This is a genomic window from Actinomadura sp. ATCC 39365 (assembly GCF_054392275.1).
On record NZ_CP184335.1, the window covers coordinates 10,577,704 to 10,599,351 of the forward strand.

The following is a 21,648-nucleotide window of genomic DNA, read 5'->3' on the forward strand; positions in this document are numbered from 1 at the left end:
GGGCCGGTCAGGGGTCCACGAACCGTTCGATGAAGGTCAGGGCGGTGCCGCAGACCTCGCGCCAGCCGCTGTCCACCGTCATCGAGTGCCCGCGCCCCGGCAGCTCGACGATCTCGGTCAGGTGGTGCCGGTTGCGCGCCTGCCACAGGTAGGAGGCGTGCGCGGCGGCCCACGGGACCGTGCGGTCCATCTCGCCGGCGACCAGCAGCAGCGGCCCCCGGTCCGGCGCGGTGCCGTCGAGGCCCCGCGGGGCGCCCGCCTCCGCCGCCCGGACGGCGTACGTCTCGTACAGCCGCCTGGCCTCCTCCTCGCCGACGGCGTTGGCCACGGCGTGCCGGAAACGCCCGTACGTGAGCGCCCCGTGGAACGGCGCCGGGCTGATCGCCACGCAGGCGCAGGCCAGCCCGCGCCCGGCCAGGATCTGCGCGACCAGGCCGCCGGCGGCATGGCCGACCAGGGCGGGCCGGCGCACCAGCCCGCCGATCAGCCCCGCGAAGTGCCCGGCGGCATGCCCGGCGGCGTCGCCGTCCTCGGGCCAGGCCGGGATGACGGGGACGAACCCCGCCTGCCCGAACACCTCGGCCCAGGGCTCCCAGCTCCCGGCCAGCAACCACGGGTCGTGGACGAAGACGACCGGGACCCGCCCGGTGGCGTTGGCGTGCCGCACCTGGTCCAGGTCGTAGGCGGAGGGCATGGCGCGGGAGGTCAGCTCTCGTGCAGGGCCCGGCGCAGCGTGCCGGTGGCCAGCTCGATCGCCGACTCGGCCGCGTACGTGCCGCGCAGCGCGTTGAGCATGACGAAGTCGTGGATGATGCCCTGGTAGCGCACCGCGGTCACGGGCACCCCGGCCGCGCGCAGCTTGGCGGCGTACGCCTCGCCCTCGTCCCGCAGCACGTCCGCCTCGCCGGTGATGACCAGCGCCGGCGGCAGGCCGGTCAGCTCCTCGACGGTGGCCCGCAGCGGGGACGCGGTGATCTCGGCGCGCTCGGCGTCCGAGGTCGTGTACTGGTCCCAGAACCACTGCATGCCGTCCCGGCGCAGGAAGTAGCCCTCGGCGAACTGCCGGTAGGACTCGGTGTCGAAGGACGCGTCGGTCACCGGGTAGAACAGCACCTGCCGGCGCAGCGACAGGCCGCCGCGCTGCTTGGCCATGGTGGTCAGCGCGGCGGTCATGTTGCCGCCCACGGAGTCGCCGGCCACCGCGACGCGCGTGGCGTCCAGGCCCTTGGCGGCGCCGTCGGTGACGATCCAGCGGGCGACCGTCCAGTTCTGCTCGATGGCGACCGGGTAGCGGTGCTCGGGCGACAGGTCGTACTCGGGGAAGACCACGGCGGCGCCGGCGCCGGTCGCCAGCTCGCGGACCAGCCGGTCGTGGGTGTGGGCGTTGCCGAAGACCCAGCCGGCGCCGTGGATGTAGATGATCACGGGCAGGTCGCCGGTGCTGCCGGCCGGCCGCACGATGCGGGCCCTGACCTCGCCGGTGGGTCCGCCGGGGACCGTCACCCACTCCTCGTCCACGGCGGGCAGCTCGGCCGGGCCGGACTGCACCTCGTTGACGGCCTTGCGGCCCTCCTCCGGCGGGAGCTGGAAGAGGTACGGCGGCTCGGCGGTGGCCTCGGCGAACGCCTGAGCGGCGGGTTCCAGGACGGGCTTGATCATGATCGCTCCAGGAAGAAGGGGTGGGAAGCAGGGGGGCCGTCACCCATCCAAGCGACCGTCCTGGGGAAAGACGAGGCGGAACCACAGGCAGAAGTACGTTTCCGCCTCGTGCGCGCGAGCGGCCCGGCTGTTGGATCGCTACCGGGGCCGACCGGTCCCCTCTTGCCCCGAGAAGGAGTTTTTCCCATGACGGAGAGCACCACCCCGACGGTCGTCCTCGTGCACGGCGCGTTCGCCGACGCGGCGAGCTGGTCCGGCGTCATCGCCGAGTTGCAGCGGGACGGCGTCCCTGTGGTGGCCCCGCCGAACCCGCTGCGCGGCCTGGCCTCGGACGCGGCGTACGTCGCCTCCGTGGTGGCCCAGATCGACGGCCCGGTCGTGCTGGCAGGCCACTCGTACGGCGGCGCGATCATCACCGTGGCCGGCGCGGCGGAGAACGTCGTCGGCCTCGTCTACGTCGCCGCGTACGTCCTGGACGAGGGCGAGAGCCTGGGCGAGCTCCAGGGCCGCTTCCCCGAGCCGCCGCTCGGCGCGAGCCTGCGGCAGGCGGCCTACCCGCTGCCGGACGGCGGCGCCGCCGTCGAGTTCACCATCGCCGCCGACGCCTTCCCCCAGGTCTTCGCCGCCGACGTGCCGGCCGAGGTCACCCGGGTCCTCGCGGTGGCGCAGCGGCCCCTGGCGGCCGGGGCGTTCACCGAGGCGGCGGCCACGGCGGCCTGGCGGGCCAAGCCGTCGTGGGCCGTCATCGCCGACGCCGACCAGGCCATCAACCCCGACGTGCAGCGGTTCGGGGCCGAGCGGGCCGGCGCGACCGCCGTGGAGGTCGCCGGCGCCTCGCACGCGGTCGCGGTGTCGCGGCCGAAGGAGGTCGCCGACGTGATCCGGGCGGCCGTCCGGGCCACCGCCTCCTGACGGCCGCCCGGCCGCCAGGAGGCCGGGTGGTCAGGACTGCTTGCCGAGCCCCTGGAAGCGGCTGTCGATGAAGTCGCCCCAGGTGGCGTTCAGCGACATCAGCTCGCCGTCCACCATCTTCCACTGGCGGGCCTTGTGCTGCGGGTAGGCGAAGAGCACCGACGACAGGCGCTCGTAGCCGGCCGGCATCGGCTTGGTGTGCACCCGGTGCGTGGACGGCCGGAACCGCCCGTCGGAGGCGCTGGTGAGCATCCGGCCGATGTTGCACAGCACGACGTCGGTCCCGGCGATCACCGGCTCGACCCAGGTGCCGTCGTGCAGCACGTACTGCAGGCCCTGGTCGGACGGGGGCAGCTGGAGGCCGAGCATCTGGATGCCGGAGTGCTCGTGGGCCAGCACCTCGCGGTCGCCGACGTCCCGGTAGTGGATCACCCGCAGGTTCGTCGCGTCGTGCGAGAGGTCCAGCTCCGGCGTGCCGGGCGGCATCATGCCCCGGACGACCTCGCCGAAGAGCGAGATCAGCCGGAAGGCGATGTCGAACACCTCGGCGGCGCGGGTGCCGAACGCCGGGAAGGCCCGCAGCACGTCACCCGCCCCGGGCGGCTGGTCGCCGATCATGGCGCCGCTGACGTGGATGAACTCCTTCGGGTCGGGCACGCCGTTGGCCAGGCGCGGGATCTCCGAGTTGTACGGGAAGAACCCGTGCGTGCCGCCGACGGCGAGCTGCGGGACGACGTCGTAGGCGTAGTCGGACAGGCTCGGCCCGGTCGCCCGGCAGGCCGCGGCGAACTCGTTCATCATGGCCTCGACGCGCTCGCCGATGCCGGGCACCTCCGCGGCCATGAAGCCCCATCCGGTCAGCTGCGACCTGATGGCGTCGGTGGCGGCGGCCATGTCCGCCTCGATGTCATGCAGCCTGACGACGGGGGCGCGGCCGCTGAGTTCCATGAGAGGGACGTCCATTGTCACTCCGTTTCTCGATGACCGTTCGGGGATGGTTCGTCGTACGTGCTACGTGCGGGTGCTGCTCAGGTGGCGCGGGTTGCGGGAGGCGGGGTCGAGGCCGAGACGCTGGGCGACCAGGGCGACCTCGGTGCGGTTGGAGCAGTTGAACTTGACGAGCAGGTTCGAGATGTGGCGCTTGACGCCGTGGATGGAGATGCCCATCGAGCGGGCGATCTGGTGGTTGCTCATGCCGCGCAGCAGCAGCGCCAGCACCATGTGCTCGCGCTCGGTCAGGCGGCCGAGCAGGTCGGGGGCGCCCCTGGACGGGACGGGCGCGTCGCCGCGCAGCAGCCGATCGAAGGTGCCCGACAAGCCGGCGACATTGATCTCGTCCCACAGCAGGCAACCGGCCAGCCCGTACCGCTGGGCGACGCAGGGGGCGAGCTCCTCCCCCTGACGCACCATGGCCAGGATCTGCGGGCGGGCCCGGCGGGGGCGTCCGCCGAGCACGTCCGGCAGTACGGCGAGCGGGATCACCGCCACGTCGAAGTCCTCGCCGGCCAGCAGCAGCCGGGCCTCCGCGCAGCTGCGCACGACCGCGACCCCGGCCACGTTCGACACCTTCATCAGCAGCGGCGGGAGCCCGTAGAAGGAGACCTCGTCCTCGGCGAGCCAGAAGACGGACAGCCTGGAGCACCTCGCCCGGAGGCTGGAAGGGGAGGCCGGGATCGGCTGGGCGGCCTCCAGCGTGATGGCACTCATCGCATGATCCTCTCTGCGTCGGCGAACGGCGGTCGGTCGGTACGCGGCGGCGGCTCACTCAGTCGCGGCGTCTCACCAGGTGGAAGGAGAAGTCGGTGCCCCTGTGGTAGTCCTGCGAATACAGCACCGGCCGTCCGGCGCTGCCGTGGTGGGTCTGGAGGAGCAGCAGCCAGGCGCCGCCGTCCTCGTGGGTGCCGATGCGCTCGGCCTGGGCGTGGCTCAGGGTCACCGCGCGGACCTGGGCGACGGCGTAGGCGATGGTGTGGCCGTGCTCGGTGAGGAGCTGGAACAGCGAGCCGGTCCAGTCCACCTCGTCCAGGGGGCGGCCGATGAGCGAGCGCGGGAACAGGTCGATCGAGTACAGCAGCGCGTCGTCCCGGTGCCTGCGCAGGCGTTCCAGCCGGACGATGGCCTCGCCGGGCGGCAGTTGCAGCAGCTCCCGCTGGTGGCGGTCCGGCTCGGTGGCCATGACGTCGAGGACGGTGTTGTCGGCGGTGAACCCGCGGCTGGCCAGCATCTCGGTGACGCCTTCGAGGCGGGTCAGCGGCCGGTCCAGGCTGGGCTGCGAGGTGAGGTAGCGGCCGTCGCCGTGCCTGGCCTGGATGAGCCCTTCCTGCTCCAGGAGCTTGAACGCCTCCCTGATGCTGGTGCGCCCGACGTCGAACAGGGTCATGAGCTCGTTCTCCGACGGCAGCCTGTCACCGGGGCGCAGCCCCTGCTCGACGATCAGGGCGTGCAGCCGGTCACGGATCTGGATGGCCAGGGTGGGATGACGTCGTGTCACGCGGGTCTCTCCTGCACGGACGGACCGCGGAGCGGGGCGATGCCGAGCTCGGCGGCCGATGGGTAGCTGGGGGCACAGAACCGGCGCGTGACCGAGACGGTCGCCACCTGGCAGGCGAGCCGGACGCCGCGCACCAGGCCCGCGCCGGCGCAGAGGGCGGCCGCCAGGGCGCCGGTGAAGGCGTCACCCGCGCCGGTGGTGTCCACAACGCGCACGCTGGGGACGTCGATCAGCATAGTGCCGCCGTCGTCGGCGATCTCGGCGCCGTGCTCGCCGCGGGTGACGACGACGGTGCGTCCCCTGGTCCTGCCGCGCAGGTCGTCCAGGTCGCCGGGGGTCTCGCCGGCCAGCGCGGACAGCTCGCCCTCGTTGAGCACCAGCAGGTCGGCCCGGGCCAGCAGCTCCTTCCCGGTCCCCTCCAGGAACGGTCCCGCCGGGCTCGGGTTGAGCAGGACGCGCACGCCCGGCGGGGCCGCCGTCGCGGCGGCGTAGGAGATCTCCAGCGGGATCTCCCCCTGCAGGACGAGCACGGACCCGGGGGCAGGCCGGCGGCGACCGCGGCCGCCTGGGCGGGCGGCAGCAGGTCGGCGGCCCCCGGCCAGGTCATGACCATCTGCCTGCCGCCCGCGTCGACGTAGACGAAGCTGCGCCCGGTCGCGACGCCGACGGCCGTGGTGCACTCGCCGACCTCGATGCCCTCGGCGCGCAGCTCGGCCAGCGCCACCGGCCGGGCGGCGTCGTCGCCGAGGCAGCCGACGAACCGGGCGGGCGCGCCCAGCCGGGCCGCGGCGACGGCCACGTTCGCGGCCTTGCCGCCGTGCGCGGTGGCGTAGTCGGCGGCGTTGACGCTCTCGCCCGGCTCCGGCAGGTGGTCGCCGAACATGTAGAGGTCGACGATGTAGGCCCCGACCGCGACGACGGTCACGAGCCCAGCCCCAGGGCGCAGGGCGCGATGCTGTCGGCGTCGACGGTCACGCGCACGTCGGGGTGGTGGTGCGCGAAGGTCACCGGGAGCAGCACGTCCGGCTCGGTGGTGAGCAGCAGCACCCGGACGATGTACCGCTTCCAGGCGCCCCCGTCGGTGATCAGGTGCAGCCGGCGGGCGGAGAGGATCTCCGACATGCCGACGGTGATCGCCATCCGCGGGATCGCCTGCGTGTAGCCGCCGGTCACCCGGTGGGAGTGGGCCACGATCGTGTCGTCGAGCAGCGGGACGACGCGCGTGGTCGAGGCGGCGAACTCCGCGGCGGTGTACTGGTGCCAGCGCGTGGACGGCGGCTCGTTGAAGGCCAGGTGCCCCCGGTAGCCGAAGCCCGCGTAACAGGTGTCGGCGCCGCCCTCGCCGCGCAGACGCGTGCCGAACGCGTCCGGGTCGAACACGTCGGGGAAGACGACGTTGCCCGGGTGGGGCCGCAGGTCGGGGTCGAGGAGCTGGTAGAGGTTGCGGTCGCAATAGCCGCGGAAGCTGAAGGGGTGCGAGGGGTCCACCGGCCGGCCCTGCCAGTCGAGGAACTCGTCCATGTGGAAGGCGAACACGTCGGCCCAGCTGATGCGCTCCTCGTTGCAGATGCGCGCCAGGATCGGGTACTGCGCCTTCGGGCCCACGGGCAGGATCCAGCGGGTGGGCTCGCCGCGCATGTTGCGGGCGCGTAACTCGTCGGCCATCTCCCGGGCCAGCCGGTAGTAGAGCTCGGTGGTGTCGGGGAAGACGGTCAGAGGATGGCGGGCGATGGCCGCCAGTTCCTCTGCGGGCATGGACAACATCTCGTCGGTCAGCTCGGCCGACGTGCGGGGATAGGGGTAGTCGAGGTGCCTCGCGCTCGCGGTGGTCACGTCACTCCTCCTCACAAGCTGCGGGTTGCAGGAATCGGGACAGGACGTTCCGGGTGATTCGCCTGATGTCACCGTCACAGCAGGCGAGGCTGGTCACCCAGTTGACGGATCCGGCGGCGAACACCGCGCCGCCTGATCCGAGCAGTCGCAGGGTCATGTCGGCGCGTACGGCCTGCGCGCCCAGCCCGGCCTCCTCGGTAGGGGGCCGGTAGTGGTGGCCGTGGCCGCCCGCGGAGGTCGCGAGCACCAGGGTGTCCGGCGGGGTGCCGAGCTCGGGCGCGGCCCGGTCGATCTCGTCCCCCGCCGCCCCGCCGAGCGCGAGACCGCAGCAGCCCACCGGGTCGGTCCCGACGCCCTCGAACACCCAGGACGCCTCCTCCCGGTAGCTGTCGGGCAGGCGGGTGTAGCCGGGGGCGGGCCCCCAGCCCTGGGCGGCGAAACCGACGCCGAGCAGCTCCTGCGGCGCCAGGCCGCGATGCCGCCAGAGGCCGCCGGGCTCGCCGGTGGAGGTCAGCACGTCCTCGCCGGGCTCGTCGTCCCACCAGTCGCCGACGTGGCCGCGGCGGACCTCGATGGCGTGCGGGTGCCGGGGGTCGACGCCGGTCACCCAGTAGAACCCGTTGCCGCCCAGGTACATGAGCCGGCCGCCGCCGGACACGTACGCGCCGAAGGCCGCGCGTTCGGGGGCGGTGACGTACTCGGGGTGGCTGCCGGTCAGGACGACGCGGTAGGCGGACAGCAGGCCGGCGCCGCCTTCGTGCACGTCCTCGTCGGCCAGCACGTCGAAGGCGAAGCCGGCCGAGCGCAGCCAGCGCAGCAGCAGCAGGTCGGCGGCGAAGTGGCGCGGCGCGCCGGTCATCCACCAGCGGTAGTCGGGGGTGAGGTTGAGCACCGGGCGGCGTCTGGAGGAGTGGGTGACGTGGCCGCCCTCGCGCCGCTGGTCGTACAGGGACAGGCCGAGCTCGCGGTGCTCGTTGAGGTAGGCGTCCACCGGGGAGAGCGTGATCACGCGGTCGGTGACCTGCCGGTAGTCGCCGAAGTACTCGGCCTCGCTGGACTGCCGGTGGTTGGCGTAGGCGAGGTAGGTGAACGTGGGCAGGACGACCGCGACCGGGCTCCTGCGCGTCGCGTCCGGGCGCACGACCACCGGCAGCACGCACGACTGCCCCCGGGTCCGCAGGCGCACGCCGAGCACGGTGGAGCCGGCGTCCGGCGGGACGGTCAGCTCGCACGTCACCGGCCAGCGGGCGTCGTCGAGGTCCTCCGGGCTGACCTGGAGCGCGGTGCGGGCGCCGCCGCCCGGCCCGGCGAGCCCGGCCAGCGGCCGGTTGACGGCGTTCGCGTGGTGCCCGTTGCCGCTGACGTCCGGGACGACGGGCGCGCCGGGGGCGGCGGACGGGTCCCACAGGGCCAGCAGCTCGGGGCCGAGGTGTTTGACCAGCTCGGGACCGGTGGTCAGGTCGGTCAGCGGAACGCGGCCGGGCATGGCGAGCGGGCCCTCGGTCAGCATGGGCAGGGCGATCCGGCCCGCGTACGGATGCTCGTCGCCCGCCCCGATCAGCAGCTCGCCCGACGGGGACGGCAGCGGCAGGCGGGCCCGCCCGGCGCTCACGCCCGGGGTGCGGAAGTCGTTCAGATGCAGGACGGTCATCAGCGGCGCCGCCTCCCACGCCACGGCCAGCAGTGACCACTCCCCCGCCGGGACGGCCGAGCGCAGCCGGCAGCCCATGCTCCCCGACGGCGTCAGCACGGTGGCCTCGGGCCTGCCCTCCTCGTCGAGCGCGAGCAGCAGCCGCCATTCCGAGGCGCCCAGGCGGGCCACGACCTGGCGCGGCCCGAGCCGCTTCGGCCGGATCCAGAGGGCGAGGCCGCCCCTGGCGGGCGTCGGCACCGAGGCCGTCTCCAGCCGGGAGCCGGGCCGCAGCGGCCGCGGCGCGATCGTCACCGGCACGGCCGGGGTCAGGTCGCTCTCCCGGACGAGGTCCACGAGGGCGGCGTCGGCGTCCCCGTCCGGGCCGGAGGCGTGCACGGCCAGCCGCTCACCGGGCGCCGCGGACCAGCGGTCGGCGTACCCCATCAGGCGGGGCTCCCGGTCGATGGTCATCACGCGTCTCCTCGCCGGTAGGGGATGCCGACGTAGGCCGGCATGCGGAGCCGTTGGGCGACCGTGACCAGCACCAGCAGCGTGGTGAGGTACGGCGTGGCGTACACGAGCTGGGTGGGGACCGAGTCGGTGCCCTGGAAGACCGCGAAGGCGGCGGCGCCGAGCAGCGCCAGCGTCGCGGCCAGGCGCAGCCGCGTACGGACGAGCGCGACGGCGGCGACCCAGGCCAGCACGGCCCCGAGCAGCAGCAGCACGTGCACCGCGCTGGCCTGGCGCAGTTGCAGGGCGTCGGCGTAACCGAACAGCAGCGCCCCGGCGGCCGTGCCGGACGGCCGCCAGTTGCCGAAGATCATGGCGGCCAGCCCGATGAAGCCCCGGCCGCCGGTCTGGCCCTCGCGGTAGACGGTCGAGGAGACGGTGACCAGGTAGGCCCCGCCGAGCCCGGCCAGCCCGCCGGAGACCAGCACGCCGTAGTACCGCATCCGCAGCACCGGCACCCCGAGCGAGTCCGCCGCCGCCGGGTGCTCGCCCGCCGACCGCAGCCGCAGCCCGAACGCGGTACGCCAGAGCAGCACGAAGCTCAGCGGGACCAGCGCGACGGCGACCACGGTGAGCAGCGAGACCTCGTGCAGGAACCCCCGCACGATCCCGGCGAGGTCGGACACCAGGAAGAACCGGCCGCGCTCCAGCCCGCCGAGCAGGTCGGGCGTGCCCCCGCCGCCCGCCAGGACGGGCACGCTCACCGTGCCGATCGACCCGCTCACCGGCGGCGACTGGGTGGCCCCCGCCCCCGGCAGGCCGCTGAAGGCGATGACCGACATGAACCGGGCCACGCCCACCGCCAGGATGTTGATCGCGATGCCGCACACCACCTGGTCGACCCCGAAGGTGACGGTGACGACCGCGTGCAGCAGCCCGGCCGCGACCCCGCCGAGCGTGCCGGCCAGCACCCCGGCCCAGACGCCGAACCCGTACCCGGCCCAGGCCCCGCAGACCGTGCCGATGATCATCATGCCCTCGATGCCGAGGTTGGCGACGCCCGCGCGCTCGCTCCACAGGCCGCTCAGCCCGGCGAGCCCGATCGGGACCGCCAGCCGCAGCGCCGCCCCCACGACGCCCGACCCGGTGAGCTCGTCGGCGCCGGTGAACACCCTGACCACCGACATCGCCAGCAACAGGACGAGCGCGGCCCGCCACCACCGGTACCGTCCCGCGCTCATACGGACGGCTCCAGCGCCGGGGACGCCTGCTCCCGTACGAGCCGCTCGGCCCGCCTGCGTTCCATCCGCCGCGCCACCTCGTAGGCCACCACGACGCTGAGCACGATGACGCCCTGCATGATCGTGACGATCTCCTTGGGGATGCCCTCGATGTCGAGGATCAGCGCCGACCGTTCCAGGAACCCGAAGAGCAGGGCGGCCAGCGCGATGCCCGCGGGCGTGTTGCGGCCGAGCAGGGCCACGGCGATCCCGGTGAAGCCCGCGCCGGAGGGGAAGTCCATGCCGTACCGGTAGGTCTGGCCCAGCAGGTCGGGCAGCCCGGCCAGGCCCGCCAGGCCGCCGGACAACAACATCGTGACGAGGATCATCCGGCGCGGGTCGATGCCCTGGACGCGCGCCGCCACCGGGTTCAGGCCGCCGGCCCGCAGCTCGTAGCCGTAGCGGGTGCGGGTGAGCAGCACGTGCACCGCCACGCCCAGCACGACCGCGCCCAGCGTGGCCGAGCCGAGCTGGTCGCCCGACGGCAGCGTGAGCTGCGGCAGCCGGGCCGACGGCGGCAGCTCCTGCGTCGAGCCGGAGGTGCTGCCCGCGGCGAAGACCTCGGCCAGCAGGTAGGCGACGACGGCGGTGGCGACGTAGTTCAGCAGCAGCGTGGACAGCACCTCGGAGACCCCGCGCCACACCTTGAGCACCGCGGCGATCCCGGCCCAGAGGGCTCCGGCCAGCACGGCGACCAGGCAGACGAACGCCAGGTGCAGCGGGCCCGGCAGCCGCACGGCCGACCCGGCGACCGCCGCGAACAGCGCGGCCACGTGGTACTGGCCCTCGACCCCGATGTTGAACAGCTTCATCCGGAAGGTGACGGCCACGGCGAGGGCGGCGAAGAAGTAGACGGCCGACCGGTTCACCGCGGAGACGAGCGAGTCCGGCCGGACTCCGAACTCCAGCATCGTCAGGTACGTCCGCCCCGGCGCGGCCCCCACCGCGGCCAGCAGCGCGGTGGCGACCGTGAGCGCGATCAGCAGCGCGAGCGCCGGGACGGCGAGCACGCGCAGCGCTTCCCGGCCCGCCGCCCGCGCCCGGCTCATCGGCTCTCCGCCGGCCTGGCGGGCACCTTGATCTCACCCGAGACGATTTGCTTGCGCAGTTCCTCCAGCCTCGGCTGGATGTCGGCGAGCTCGCCGCCGCTGGTGGCGTAGCCGACCCCGCCCTCCTTGAGCCCGAACTCGCGCACCCCGGCGATCGGCCGGCCCGCCACCGCGTCCCGGACGATGCTCAGGACCGCGACGTCGAGCTGCTTGGTGGCGCTGGTCAGGATCACCCCGGCGAGCCCGGGATCGACCGTCTTGCGCTGGTCGACGTCGACGCCGATCGCCCACTTGCCGGCCGCCTTGGCCGCCTGGAAGACGCCGAGCCCGGACGCCCCGGCGGCGTGGTAGACGACGTCGGCGCCGCCGTCGTACATGCCGCGGGCCGCCTCCTGGGCCTTGTCGGGGGCCGAGAAACCGCTGAAGTCGGGCGGCTGGGACATGAACACGCTGGAGAGCTGGATGCCGGGTTTCACCGCGCGGGCGCCGGCCGCGTACCCGGCGAGGAACTTCTCCTGCGGCGGCGTCTGCACCCCGCCGACGAAGCCGATCTTCCCGCTGGCGGACTTGAGCGCGGCCGCCGCGCCGACCAGGTAGCTGGCCTGCTCCTCGCGGAACACCACGTTGGTGACGTTGGGCAGCTTCACGGTGGCGTCGTCGATGATGACGAACTGGGTGCGGGGGAAGGCGGGGGCGACCTTGGCCAGCGGCTGGGCGTAGAAGAAGCCGACGGCCAGCACCGGGTTGTGGCCGGTCTGGGCCAGCAGCCGCAGGATCTCCTCCAGGTCGGACCCGGCGGCGTTGGGGCTGAGCTCCTTGGCCGAGACGCCCAGCTCGGCCTTCGCGCGGTCGACGCCGGCCCCCACCGAGTCGTTGAAGGATCTGTCGCCGCGCCCGCCGCGGCTGAAGGCCACGCCGACCGAGGTGGCGCCCTTCTTCTCGGCGGCGGGGCTGACGGCGGTGCAGGCGGCGAGCGAGCACAACGCCGCGAAGAGTGCGAGGACGCGGACGAACACAGGGGCAACGGCTAATCGGGGCACTGGGGCACCTCTCAGACGGGACGCCCGCGCCCGGCGCGGGCCTTGGCGGCCTGCCTCCGCAGGCCGATCCTGGCCGGTGCGTTCCCGGCTCCAGCGACCATCATGAATAGTCGTCAGACAAGCGTCAATACTTCTCTGAGAAATCGGCCATGGCGTGCCGTTCCAGCCACGCGGCCACCCCGTCGTCGTCGTTGGAGGCGGTCACCTCGCCCACCGCGCCGAGCACGGCGGGATGGGCGTTGGCCACCGCCACCGCGGTTCCGGCCCAGGTCAGCATGGGGAGGTCGTTCGGCATGTCGCCGAAGGCGATCACGTCGGCGCTGCCCAGGCCGAGCCTGGACGCCATCGACTCCAGGGCCGCGGCCTTGGTCACGCCGGACCGCATGACCTCGCAGAACACGTCGGCCGAGATGGTGACCTCGCAGCCGGTCAGCAGCCCGCGCACGGTCTCGTAGTACTGGCGGGCGGCGCCTTCGAGCTGGACCATGAGCTTGCCGACGTCGTGCCGGTCGATCTCGCCCTCCAGGCGGGGCACCCGCCGGGCGTCGCGGGCCAGCGGCTCGGGCAGGTGGAAGGCGTCCTCCAGGAGCAGTTCGAGGCGGCACTCGGCGCCCAGGCGCACGCCGGGGAAACGGTCGCGCAGCAGCGCCAGCGTCGCGGCGAGCGGCTGCCGGTCCAGCGGGCGGTAGTCGACCACCTCCTCGCTGCCGAAGTCGAAGGTGATCGAGCCGTTCCCGCAGACGGCGACGGCCGCGTGGTCCAGCGCCGCGGCCACCGGACGGGTGTCGCGGACCGGCCGCGCGGTCGCGATGACGAACACGTGCCCGGCGGCGCGGGCGCGGCGCACGGCGGTCCTGGTGCGCTCGGAGACCTGGCCGCGGGAGTCCAGGAGCGTCCCGTCGAGGTCGCACACGATCATCCGGCGGCTCACGGCGTGACGTCCTTCCCGACGCGCGACTCGATGACGTCGAGCGCGCCGGCGGCCAGGATGCCGCCGATGGTCTCGGCCAGGCCGCGCCGGGCCGCCAGCCCCTGCACGACCACCAGGTTCTCGGTCAGGCCGGTGCCGGCCCGCCAGGACCGTTCCGGCATCGACCCGGCCACCCGTGGCAGGTCGCGCGTGGTGGTGCGGACGGTCAGCAGCACGTGGGCCGCTCCCCCGTCGACCGAGGCCAGCAGCCGCGCGACCCGCTGGATCGCGGCGCGTCTGCGGGCGTCCCGCCAGGCGGCGGGGCTCGCGACGACCTGCGGTAAGCAGGTGCGCAACGTGGCGACGACGCGCAGGTCGTGCTCGTCCAGGGCGGAGCCGGGGCCGTCGGTCTCGATGACGGCGTCGGCCAGCTCGGGGACCTTCGCCTCCGTGGCGCCGAACGACGGGACGATCCGTACGGGCAGCGGCACGCTCTGGAAGTACTGCCGGGAGATCTTCGGGAAGCCGGTCGCGACCCGGGCCCCGGCGGGCAGGCCGGCGGCGTCCACGGCGGGATGCCCGGAGGGGACGGCGAGCACCAGCCGCCAGGGCGGCACGCACCCGCTCGCCTCGACCAGCTCGACCTTCGCGCCGGTCTCCTCGATCCAGTCGGTGCCGGTCACGCCGAAGTCGAAGACGCCTCTCTCCACGGCGAGCGGGATCTCGCGCGGCTTGTGGAAGGCCACCTCGACGCCGCCGTCGTAGGCGATGCTCGCCCGGTAGCTGCGCTCGGACGGCCGGCGCACCTCCAGCCCGGCCGCGGCGAACAGATCGAGGACGGGACGCTCCAGGAACGTGCCCTTGGGCAGCGCGAGCGAGACCATGCAGTCCTCCTCGGAACAGGGGGACCGGCCCCCGGCGACTGGGCGTGCGGCGCGCACCGGCAAGCGTCCCCGTCCGGCCGGGCGGCGGCAAGTGAACCATGGTGGTGGCCGAAGGTTGACTTCGATTCCTGACCAGTGTTCGCGATGATGGAAAAGGGGGGTTCACGGGAGAGGAAACGACGAGTGTCCACATGCCTGACCCTCCTGCCCGCCGTCGACGTGCGCGGCGGCCGGGCCGTCCGCCTGCTGCGCGGCGAGTCGGGGTCCGAGACCTGGTACGGCGACCCGCTCGACGCGGCGCTGGCCTGGCAGGACTCCGGCGCCGACTGGGTGCACCTGGTGGACCTGGACGCCGCCTTCGGCACCGGCTCGAACCGGGCGCGGATCGCCGAGGTCGTCGGCGCCCTGGACATCCCGGTCGAGCTGTGCGGCGGCGTGCGCGACGACGCGAGCCTGGCGGCGGCGCTGGCCACCGGCTGCGGCCGGGTGGTGCTCGGCACCGGCGCGCTGGAGCGTCCGGCGTGGGTGGCGGAGGTCATCGACCGGCACGGTGACCGGGTGGCCGTCGAGCTGGACGTCTGGGGCACCACCGTACGCAGCCACGGCTGGACCCGCGACGCCGGCGAGCTGTACGAGACCCTGGCCCGCCTCGACGCGGCAGGCTGCGCCCGGTACGTCGTCACCGACATCGCCAGGGACGGCACCCTCGGCGGCCCCAACCTGAAGCTGCTGCGCGACGTCTGCGCCGCCACCGGCCGGCCCGTCGTGGCCTCCGGCGGGATCTCCAGCCTGGACGACCTGCGCGCCGTCTCCTCCCTGACCCCGCTGGGCGTCGAGGGCGTGGTGGTGGGCAAGGCGCTGTACGCCGGCCGGTTCACCCTGCGACAGGCCCTGGACGCGGTACGCAAACCGGAGCCCTAGACCGGCCGCATGGCCAGCGCGCGCAGGGCCAGCTCGACCATGCCCGAGCCGGGCGACTCGGCGGCCAGGCGGCGCAGGGCGTCGCCGTCCAGCCAGCGGGCCTCGTCGAACTTGTCCTGCTCGATGGCGGGCCGGGTCAGGTCGCCCTCGACCGTGGCCAGCACGTCGATCTCGCGCCGCAGGCCGCCGTCGCCGCCGGTCCAGTCGAAGACGTCCACCAGGCCGCCCACCCGCAGCAGCCGCCAGCCGGTCTCCTCCTCGATCTCCCTGGCCAGCGCCGCGCACAGCGTCTCGCCCCGCTCGACGTGCCCGCCGACGATGTCCCAGCAGCCGGGGAAGAGCCGCACGTGGGCCGCCCGCCGTTGCAGGAACACCTCGCCGAGCGGGTTGAACAGCACGGCGCCGACCACGCAGCGCACGCCCGTGGCGGACGCCTCCCGCTGGATCGGCTCGAACTCCGCCGGATGGGGGGCGCAGGTCATGCGGTCTCCTGGTGCGCGTAGTAGGTGGCGTAGAGCGCGGCGAACGGGCCGTCGCGGCGCAGCAGCTCGTCGAACCGGCCCTGCTCGGCGATCTCGCCGCCGTGCAGCACGAGGACGCGGTCGGCGCGCCGGATGGTGGACAGCCGGTGGGCGATCACCACGACCGTGCGCCCGGCGCACAGCCGGGCCAGCGCGTCCTGGATGCCGCGTTCGGTCAGCGGGTCGACGCTGGCGGTCGGCTCGTCCAGCAGCAGGATGTCCGGCTCGCGGACGAACATCCTGGCCAGGGCGATGAGCTGCCGCTGCCCGACCGACACGCCCTGCCCGCCGGCGGCCGGGCGGTCGTCCAGGGACATCGGCATGCTGCGGTCCCACACGCGGTGGCCGATCCGCTCGACGGCCCGTACGACGTCGTCGCGGCCGGCGCCGGGGCGGCCGTAGGCGATGTTCTCGGCGAGCGTGCCCGCGAAGATGAACGGGTGCTGCGGGACGACCCCCACCCGCCGCCGGTAGGCCCGCAGGTCCAGGCCGCGGATGTCGCGGCCGTCGACCAGCAGCTCGCCGCCCTGGAAGTCGTAGGCGCGGGCGATCAGCTTGGCCAGCGTGGACTTGCCGCCGCCGGTGTGCCCGACGACCGCCACCGTCTCGCGGGCCGCGAGGCGCACGTCGAAGTCGCGGAACACGGCGGCGCCCGAGCCGTACCGGAAGTGCAGGCCGCGCGCCTCGATCTCGCCGGTCAGCGCGGTCACCGGCGCGTTGCCGCTCTGGACGACGGCGTGGTCGCTGTCGATCAGCGCGAACACCCGCTCGGCGGCGGCCAGCCCCTGCTGGAACAGGCTCCAGAACGAGGCGGCCTGGGTGACCGGCTGCCAGAGCATGCCGAGCGCCTGGAGGGCGAAGTACCACTCGCCCGCCGAGAGCCTGCCGATCGCCGCGAACCGGCCGCCCTGGTACAGCACGACCGCCGTGGCCAGGCCCGCCAGCAGCGTCAGGACCGGCAGGATGACCGCGTAGATGAGGCCCTGCCGGACGTAGACGCGGTACGACAGCCGGTTGACGTCGTCGAAGTCGTCGTGGACGGCCCGCTCGCGGCCGAAGCTCTTGGCGACCGCGATGCCGAGCATGGTCTCGTGCACGTTGGCGTTGACCTTGGCCATCACCCGCCGCGTGGCCGCCGCCGCCGTGCGGGCCACCCGGCGGAAGGCCAGGGCGGTGCCCAGCAGGAAAGGCAGCGCCGCCAGGATGACCAGGCCGAGGCCGGGGTCGATCCAGAACACCACGCCGCCGAGCAGCACCACCAGGAACAGCTGGCTGATCAGGTTCAGGGTGAGGGTGAGCACCGAGCCGAAGCCCTCGGTGTCGCCGGTGACCCGGCTGAGCACCTTGCCGACCGAGTTCTCGTCGTAGAAGGCGACGTCCTTGGCGAGCGCGGCGTCGGCGGCCTCGCACTGCAGCCGGTAGACCATGCCGCCCACCAGCCGCGCGGTGATCGCCTGGCGGGCCCAGTTCATCGCCCAGGCCAGCACCGCCGCCGCGACCACGAACAGGCACAGCAGCAGGCCGGGGCCGCTGCCGCCGCCGGCCTGGTCGATCAGGCGGGAGACGACGATCGGCACGGAGGCGGTCAGCAGCACCGAGCCCGCGACGAGCAGGGCCGAGCCGATCATGCCGGCGCGGTGGGCGCGCAACTGCCGCAGGATGCGGGCCAGCAGGCGGCGGTTGCCGTACACGCGGTCGTAGGCGTCGGCGTGCAGGCCCGCGAACAGGTCGCTCACGGGCGCCGCCGATCCTGGGCGTCAGCCACTGTAGATCTCCCGGTAGAGCGCGCAGCGCGCCATCAGTTCGTCGTGCGAGCCCTGGTCGACGACCCGGCCGCCGTCCAGCAGCAGGATGAGGTCGGCGCGGCGGATCTGGCCGGGGCGGTGCGAGACCAGCACCGTCGTGCGGCCCGCCGTCGCGCGCTCGATCGCCTCGGTGATGGCCGATTCGGTACGGGCGTCCACGGCGCTGGTCGCGTCGTCGAGGGTGAGGATGCGCGGCTCGGTCAGCAGGGCCCTGGCGATGGCCAGCCGCTGCCGCTGCCCGCCGGACAGCGTCGTGCCGCCCTCGTTGAGCACGGTGGCGTAGCCGTCGGCCATCCCCTGGACGAACTCGTCCGCGCACGCCTGCTTGGCGACGCGCAGGACGTCCTCGTACCCGGCGGCGTGCGGGGCGCCGAAGGCGATGTTGTCCAGGACGCTCTTGGAGAACAGGAAGATCTCCTGGTCCACGTGGCCGATCTGGCGGCGCAGCGCGCCCGGCTCCCACTCGCGCACGTCCCGCCCGTCGATCAGCACCCGGCCCTCGGTGGCGTCGTACATGCGGTTGACCAGTTTGATCAGCATGCTCTTGCCGCTGCCGGTGGGGCCGACGACGGCGAGGGTGCGGCCGGCGGGCAGGTGGAAGGAGACCTCGCGCAGGATGTCCCGGCCCTCGTGGCGCAGCGACACCCGGTCGAAGGTGATCGCACCCTCGACGGCGGCCGTGCTGCCGCGGGTGTCCTCGCGCTCGCCGGGGGCGCCTTCGATGATCTGCCGCATGCGCGCGGCGGCCGCGAAGCCCTCCTGGATGACCGGCACGGCCTGCTCGGACATGGTGACGGGCTGCGCGAACAGCAGCAGCCAGCCGAGGTAGGTCACCACCTGGGACAGCGCCAGCTCCCCCTGCGAGTAGAGGTAGAGGGAGTGCAGGGAGCCGGTCACCATGGCGAGGGCGAAGCTCAGCGCCGGCAGGTAGACCGCCTGCGCCCGGCCGCGCCGGACGAAGGCGTCCCGGTAGGCGGCGGCGGCCGATCTCAGGGCGTGCCGCTCGAAGTCCTCCTGCGTGGCTGCCTTGACGGTGGCGATGCCCGACAGCGTGGTGGAGAAGCGTTCGTTGAGGTCGGCGAAGGTCTCGCGGGTGCGCATGACCAGCGGGTAGAGCCGGCGCAGGTGGTAACGCAGCGCGTAGGCGAACACCAGGACCAGCACGCCGGGGGCCAGCAGCAGCCGCGGGTCCAGCGAGGCGATGAACAGGATCGGCACCAACAGGGCCAGCACGCCGTTGGCGGCGGTGGCCGCCCCGGGGCTGAGCATGTAGTCGACCAGTCTCGCGTCGTTGATGGCGCGGGCCAGGATGTCGCCGATGCGCTGCTGGTCGTGGAAGGCCATGCGCTTGGTCAGCAGGCTGCGGTACAGCTCGTCGCGCACGTCCCGTTTGACGCGCTGGGCGACGACCTCCATCGAGCCGTTCGACAGCAGGTCGGCGACGAACCGGCCGGCCGCCAGCAGCGCGGCCGCCAGCGCCGCCACCCCGACCGCGCCGAGGTCGTGGCGCGGGCCGGTGGCCTCGGCGAACGCTGCGCCGATCTGGACGGGGACGAGCGTGGAGCACAGGCTCGCCGCCGCGGCGGCCACGGTGAACAGCAGCAGCGACGGCCGGTGCCGGCGCAGATGACCGGCGATCCACCGGCCCACCCCCGCGCCGCGGCCGGATCAGGTGACCCGGCCGGATCCGGCGACGCGACCGGCCGCCCGCCCGCGGCCGGTCGCGCCCGCTCGGTCATGCCTCCCCCTCCTCGTCGACGGCCCGGCCTAGGCCGAGGCCCGGACGGACCCGGTCAGCAGGCCGAAGCCGTTCGTCGCGGCGGTGTTGAGCTCGGCCATCACCCGGTCGCACAGGGCGGAGGCGGCCAGCGCGTCGGAGACCGACGGCACGCCCTTGACCGGGGGACGGCCGCCCGTCTGGGGCTCGGCCGACCGCTGCGCGCAGGCGTCCACGAACGCCTGCAACTCGGGCCCGAAGCCGCTGCGCCCCCACCCGTGGTCCAGGTTGCGGGTGGCGTGCAGCTCCTGGCCGTGGGGCACGCCGTCGGACAGTTCGAGCGTCACCCGTTCCAGCGACGGCGCGCTGTACCGGCTGCCGTCCATGCCCTGGACGGTGACGCCCACCATGAACCGCTTGACGTGGTTGCCCATGCGCAGCGTGGACAGCGAGCCGTCGTGGTGCCGCAGGAACAGGTTGATCTGGAACCGGTCGGCGTCACTGGCGATGGCGTGCGCGTCCACCTGGACGACCGGCGACGGCACGAACCAGCGGGCCAGGTCGATGGCGTGCACCCCGTTGTGCCGGATCCACGCCTCCAGGGTGGTGTCCACCCCCCACTGCGGCGCGGACGGGTGGCGGCTGTAGAAGTCGATGGTCACCGAGCACGGCGTGGCCCGGATCTCCTCGCTCAGCTCGTGCAGCCGCTGCAGGGTCTCGGCGTAGCGGAAGTTGAAGCCCACCTGGACGTGCCGCCCGCTGCGGCGCACCACGTGCTCCAGGTCCTGGAGCGCGGGCGTGGACGGCCCGGCCGGCTTCTCGACGAAGCAGTCCACCCCGCGCTCGGCGAGCTGCCGGACCAGCAGGTAGGACGGCTCCGGCGGGACGGCCAGCACGGCGGCGTCCACCATCTCCAGGTCGAGCTCGTCCACCGAGGAGACGCAGGTCGCGCCGCCGGCCAGCGACTGCACGTCGGCGGCCAGCGACAGGTCGGGGTCGACGCAGGCCACGACCTGGTGGCCGCGGATGCGTTGCAGGAACGGGAACAGGTTCTGCTGCATCTGGCGGCCGCAGCCGACCAGGGCGAGGCGCAGGAGGTCAGCCACGGCCGGCCCCCGTGGGGGCGGTCCACGCCTCGAACGCCTGCCGCACCCGGTCGCGCAGGTCGCCCCAGTCGATGTCGCGGTGGGCCAGGCACACGAAGGACGGGTGCCCTTCGAGCAGCAGGATGCCGACCCCGGCGAGCTCGGCCAGCAGCGCCTCGCGGCGCTCCTTGTCGCCCAGTAGCTCCACGTCGTGGTAGACGAGCTCGAACATGCCGCCGCCGAGCACCGGACGGGCGCCCACCAGGGCCTCGACCCCGGCGTCCGCGGCGGCCGCGGTGAAGGCGGCGGCCACCTGCGTGCCGATCCGGCCGAGCTCGGTCCAGCCGTCCGGCGAGTCGCCGACGGGCTTCTCCAGGATGTCGCGGGTGGCCAGCGCCGCGTAGACGGCGATCATCTCCTTGGAGAACGTGCCGCTCAGCCGGGCCTTCTCGGCCAGCGCGAGCAGGTCGGCGTCGCCGGCCAGGATGCTCAGCGGGGCGCCGTTGGCCAGCGCCTTGCCGATCACGATCAGGTCGGAGCCGAGGGCGTTGTCGTGGTCGTAGCCGAGAGGCGAGATCCGGCCGCCGGTCTTGGTCTCGTCGAAGACGGTGAGCAGGCCGGCCTCGCGGCACATGGCGACGGCCTGGCGCAGCACGTCGGCCGTGGTGAAGGAGGCCAGGTACGCGTCGAAGACGAAGCAGCCCAGCCGGCCGCGGTGCCGTTCCAGCAGCTCGGCGAGGGATTCCAGGCGCAGGTCCACCCAGTTGGCCACCGGCTCGGACTCGCCGACGCCACGCATGCCGTCGGTGTAGCGCAGCTTGTCCCGCAGCGGGGAGTGCAGCGGCTCGTGCCACTTGAGGGAGTCGGCGATCTGGGAGTCGTGCCAGCCGACGTAGCCGCTGCGGATGATACCGAGCCGGCCGGTGCGCATCGCGGCCAGCCGGAAGGCGGCGGTGACGGCCTCGGAGGCGGTCTTGAAGAACGCGCCGCGGTCGCCGGGCCGCTCGCCGAGCAGCCGGTCGAGGTATTCCTGGTGGAACGTGGTGTAGCCCGGCAGCATGACTCCGTTGCCGAGATAACCGCAGAGAATTTCGTTGAACTGGGCGTCCGCGTGGCCGATTATCACTGGGCCATAACCCATGACGAAATCGATGTACGGTACGCCGTTCGCGTCGGACACCTCGCCCCGCCGCCCCCGCGAGAACAAGAGCTGCTGCCCCGCGGACCTGAACTTACGCGTGATCTTCGAGTGAGCTATGCGCTCATATTCCGACAACGATCCTCCCCCCATTGGGATTCTAATTAAGATCGGAATTTCAATTTCTGAAGACAGTACCGTCCGGTCGCCGGGACCCGTCAAGTACTCTTTCTTCCAGTGCTCCCGGCGAGGGCGGACGACATATCAAGACCGCGAGAGCCACGTCAAGTGCTCCTTTTTCCAGGGTCACGCCGCCTTGA

General features: G+C 73.5%; 20 protein-coding genes and 1 pseudogene. 2 read left to right on the forward strand and 19 right to left on the reverse strand.

The features are described from left to right. Positions 1 to 7 precede the first annotated feature (7 nt). Complete coding sequence (locus tag ACNF49_RS50520; protein ID WP_482942124.1) at positions 8 to 694, reverse strand: alpha/beta hydrolase; 687 nt, start codon at positions 692 to 694, stop codon at positions 8 to 10. A gap of 11 nt (positions 695 to 705) precedes the next feature. Beyond that, entirely contained in the window at positions 706 to 1,659 is a 954-nt protein-coding gene (locus ACNF49_RS50525) for an alpha/beta hydrolase (protein ID WP_482942125.1), read from the reverse strand. A 186-nt stretch (positions 1,660 to 1,845) separates the two neighbouring features. Here ACNF49_RS50525 and ACNF49_RS50530 point away from each other — a divergent pair, with 186 nt between their 5' ends. After that, positions 1,846 to 2,571, forward strand: a complete 726-nt coding sequence (locus ACNF49_RS50530; protein ID WP_482942126.1) for an alpha/beta fold hydrolase — start codon at positions 1,846 to 1,848, stop codon at positions 2,569 to 2,571. Positions 2,572 to 2,601: 30 nt separating this feature from the next. On the opposite strand, the gene ACNF49_RS50535 is transcribed toward ACNF49_RS50530, so the two are convergent. The 12 genes and pseudogenes from ACNF49_RS50535 to hisG form a co-directional block, all read right to left on the reverse strand. Further along, positions 2,602 to 3,534 carry a 2OG-Fe(II) oxygenase family protein gene (locus ACNF49_RS50535; RefSeq protein WP_357970778.1) on the reverse strand — a complete coding sequence of 311 codons (933 nt, stop codon included), beginning with the start codon at positions 3,532 to 3,534 and terminating at the stop codon, positions 2,602 to 2,604. 48 nt (positions 3,535 to 3,582) lie between these two features. Beyond that, positions 3,583 to 4,278 (reverse strand): helix-turn-helix transcriptional regulator, encoded by a 696-nt coding sequence (locus tag ACNF49_RS50540; protein ID WP_357970775.1) that lies wholly within the window; start codon positions 4,276 to 4,278, stop codon positions 3,583 to 3,585. A gap of 58 nt (positions 4,279 to 4,336) precedes the next feature. After that, a complete protein-coding gene (locus tag ACNF49_RS50545) occupies positions 4,337 to 5,062 on the reverse strand; it encodes a GntR family transcriptional regulator (protein ID WP_482942127.1) in 726 nt (241 codons plus the stop codon). Then, a complete protein-coding gene (locus tag ACNF49_RS50550) occupies positions 5,059 to 5,592 on the reverse strand; it encodes a PfkB family carbohydrate kinase (RefSeq protein WP_482942128.1) in 534 nt (177 codons plus the stop codon). The genes ACNF49_RS50545 and ACNF49_RS50550 overlap by 4 nt, the downstream gene beginning before the upstream one ends. A 104-nt stretch (positions 5,593 to 5,696) precedes the next feature. Beyond that, positions 5,697 to 5,945, reverse strand: a pseudogene (locus ACNF49_RS50555) (PfkB family carbohydrate kinase); the annotation flags it as partial. A gap of 38 nt (positions 5,946 to 5,983) precedes the next feature. Further along, positions 5,984 to 6,895, reverse strand: coding sequence for a 6-phosphogluconolactonase (locus ACNF49_RS50560; protein WP_357970767.1), 912 nt, complete (start codon positions 6,893 to 6,895; stop codon positions 5,984 to 5,986). A gap of 1 nt (position 6,896) precedes the next feature. Then, positions 6,897 to 8,999, reverse strand: coding sequence for a N,N-dimethylformamidase beta subunit family domain-containing protein (locus tag ACNF49_RS50565; RefSeq protein ID WP_482942129.1), 2,103 nt, complete (start codon positions 8,997 to 8,999; stop codon positions 6,897 to 6,899). Next, positions 8,999 to 10,219, reverse strand: a complete 1,221-nt coding sequence (locus ACNF49_RS50570; protein WP_357970761.1) for an ABC transporter permease — start codon at positions 10,217 to 10,219, stop codon at positions 8,999 to 9,001. The genes ACNF49_RS50565 and ACNF49_RS50570 overlap by 1 nt, the downstream gene beginning before the upstream one ends. Continuing rightward, entirely contained in the window at positions 10,216 to 11,307 is a 1,092-nt protein-coding gene (locus ACNF49_RS50575) for an ABC transporter permease (protein ID WP_482942130.1), read from the reverse strand. The genes ACNF49_RS50570 and ACNF49_RS50575 overlap by 4 nt, the downstream gene beginning before the upstream one ends. Beyond that, a complete protein-coding gene (locus ACNF49_RS50580) occupies positions 11,304 to 12,323 on the reverse strand; it encodes a BMP family lipoprotein (RefSeq protein WP_357970754.1) in 1,020 nt (339 codons plus the stop codon). The genes ACNF49_RS50575 and ACNF49_RS50580 overlap by 4 nt, the downstream gene beginning before the upstream one ends. 148 nt (positions 12,324 to 12,471) lie before the next feature. Continuing rightward, positions 12,472 to 13,278 (reverse strand): HAD family hydrolase, encoded by an 807-nt coding sequence (locus ACNF49_RS50585; protein ID WP_357970752.1) that lies wholly within the window; start codon positions 13,276 to 13,278, stop codon positions 12,472 to 12,474. Next, on the reverse strand, positions 13,275 to 14,141 hold the full coding sequence (hisG, locus tag ACNF49_RS50590; RefSeq protein WP_357970750.1) for an ATP phosphoribosyltransferase: 867 nt from the start codon (positions 14,139 to 14,141) through the stop codon (positions 13,275 to 13,277). Before hisG ends, ACNF49_RS50585 begins: the two co-directional genes overlap by 4 nt. A gap of 183 nt (positions 14,142 to 14,324) precedes the next feature. On the opposite strand from hisG, the gene priA reads away from it, so the two are divergent. Continuing rightward, positions 14,325 to 15,062, forward strand: coding sequence for a bifunctional 1-(5-phosphoribosyl)-5-((5-phosphoribosylamino)methylideneamino)imidazole-4-carboxamide isomerase/phosphoribosylanthranilate isomerase PriA (gene priA, locus ACNF49_RS50595; protein WP_357970747.1), 738 nt, complete (start codon positions 14,325 to 14,327; stop codon positions 15,060 to 15,062). On the opposite strand, the gene ACNF49_RS50600 is transcribed toward priA, so the two are convergent. The 5 genes from ACNF49_RS50600 to ACNF49_RS50620 form a co-directional block, all read right to left on the reverse strand. Beyond that, positions 15,059 to 15,544 (reverse strand): NUDIX domain-containing protein, encoded by a 486-nt coding sequence (locus ACNF49_RS50600; RefSeq protein ID WP_357970745.1) that lies wholly within the window; start codon positions 15,542 to 15,544, stop codon positions 15,059 to 15,061. The two genes, priA and ACNF49_RS50600, sit on opposite strands and share 4 nt — an antisense overlap. After that, positions 15,541 to 17,319, reverse strand: a complete 1,779-nt coding sequence (locus ACNF49_RS50605) for an ABC transporter ATP-binding protein (protein WP_482942131.1) — start codon at positions 17,317 to 17,319, stop codon at positions 15,541 to 15,543. Before ACNF49_RS50605 ends, ACNF49_RS50600 begins: the two co-directional genes overlap by 4 nt. 21 nt (positions 17,320 to 17,340) lie before the next feature. Next, positions 17,341 to 19,038: an ABC transporter ATP-binding protein gene (locus ACNF49_RS50610; RefSeq protein WP_482942132.1), complete on the reverse strand. Its 1,698-nt coding sequence runs from the start codon at positions 19,036 to 19,038 to the stop codon at positions 17,341 to 17,343. Between the two features lie 117 nt (positions 19,039 to 19,155). Continuing rightward, positions 19,156 to 20,211 (reverse strand): Gfo/Idh/MocA family protein, encoded by a 1,056-nt coding sequence (locus ACNF49_RS50615; RefSeq protein WP_357970738.1) that lies wholly within the window; start codon positions 20,209 to 20,211, stop codon positions 19,156 to 19,158. Beyond that, on the reverse strand, positions 20,204 to 21,481 hold the full coding sequence (locus ACNF49_RS50620) for an aminotransferase class III-fold pyridoxal phosphate-dependent enzyme (RefSeq protein WP_357970735.1): 1,278 nt from the start codon (positions 21,479 to 21,481) through the stop codon (positions 20,204 to 20,206). The genes ACNF49_RS50615 and ACNF49_RS50620 overlap by 8 nt, the downstream gene beginning before the upstream one ends. Positions 21,482 to 21,648: the final 167 nt, after the last annotated feature.